At 56.0% G+C, this 1,285-nt stretch carries 1 protein-coding gene; it reads right to left on the reverse strand.

Features of this window, described 5'->3' with window-relative positions; genetic code table 11:
- On the reverse strand, positions 1 to 1,268 hold a 1,268-nt coding region (locus tag ABIB00_RS39010; protein WP_354108011.1), incomplete at its 3' end, for a DUF6056 family protein.
- Positions 1,269 to 1,285: the final 17 nt, after the last annotated feature.

The following is a 1,285-nucleotide window of genomic DNA, read 5'->3' on the forward strand; positions in this document are numbered from 1 at the left end:
GCCGTGTGCTGCGCAACCACCAGCCTCTGCTCAGGAGACAGGGTCAGGCGCGCATGACGTTCCATGCTCTCGAGCCAGAACACGCTAAAGCCGTCTCGCTCCGACCGAATCTGCATGCCGACTTTGCTGTAGTGCAACGCTACTGCCAAGCTGGCGCCGAATATCAAAGGCACGGCAACACCCATGACTGATGAAGGCAAAGGCAACGCGGTGACTAGCTTGCAAATTCGGTCGCGATACGCTCGGGCAAAAAGCGCGGCGCTCATCGTCAGGCTGAACAGCACAAAGACCAGCACCTCATTCTGCGCCCTCTCCACAAGACGGTTCCCCGTCGCATATTGGTGTACAAAATATCCGAAATATGCGCCGCCTAGACCAATGAGCGCGACTCCTGCGGCTAAAACCTTTCTGTTTCTCGAACTCACGTAATTCGGTTGTGGCAATACGGTTGTGACCAACACAACGAACAGAAGCCACGTCCCCGTCGCAGGCTCTCTGAACAGGCGCCCCAAGCCAATCAAGCCGAAAAGAAGGGCCTCCTTCAACGAGTTCAAAAAATCACCCGCCATCGGAAACTGACTCATGCGCACAGAATTTCCGGGCGCCGACAACACGACGGCGAGACCGGCGACGGTCGCGAGACCAACCCACAAATGTGCATCCACCTGAAGGCGTTGGTCAAACACCCAGCGAGCCAACAGCGAGCAGGAGACGATACCTATTAGCCAAACCGCCGTGAACTCATTGCACATAGCCGCGGCTAAACCACCGAATGCCATCAGCGCAGTCGATGCGCGCGAGAGAGGCACTCCATTTTCCGCCGCGTTTACGAGTTCAGCAAGCACAAGGACGACGATCGCCGCAGGAACGATGTAACAGGCGACACCTGGTAACCAATAGAACATTTGGTGCAGGCTCGGAGCCTCGCTTGCGAGCACAGCCGCGAAGGCCAGCCCGAGCGCAATCTGCTGCAAGAGAGTTGTGTCCGGATGGATCCGTCGCGCAAGAAATATCATCGCCGCAACAAACGCGATCATGAAAGCAACCATGATCAGGACGTAGCCGACGAAAAGATCTATGCCTGTCGAGGTGCGTAGGACGGCAGGAATCTGCATAAGCAGCAACGGCGTGATGCGCCCTATGACCGAGTTGTAGAACACCGATACCGATCCGACGATGCCATGATAATTGTTCGCGTGAAAGAAACAAAAATCATCGGATTCGGGGATCGCATATAGCGCCAGTCCTAGGAGCTTCAGGATGAACACGGCTGGGACGACAACGA

Origin of the sequence: Bradyrhizobium sp. LB14.3, from assembly GCF_040547985.1 — a bacterium.
Lineage (GTDB): Bacteria > Pseudomonadota > Alphaproteobacteria > Rhizobiales > Xanthobacteraceae > Bradyrhizobium.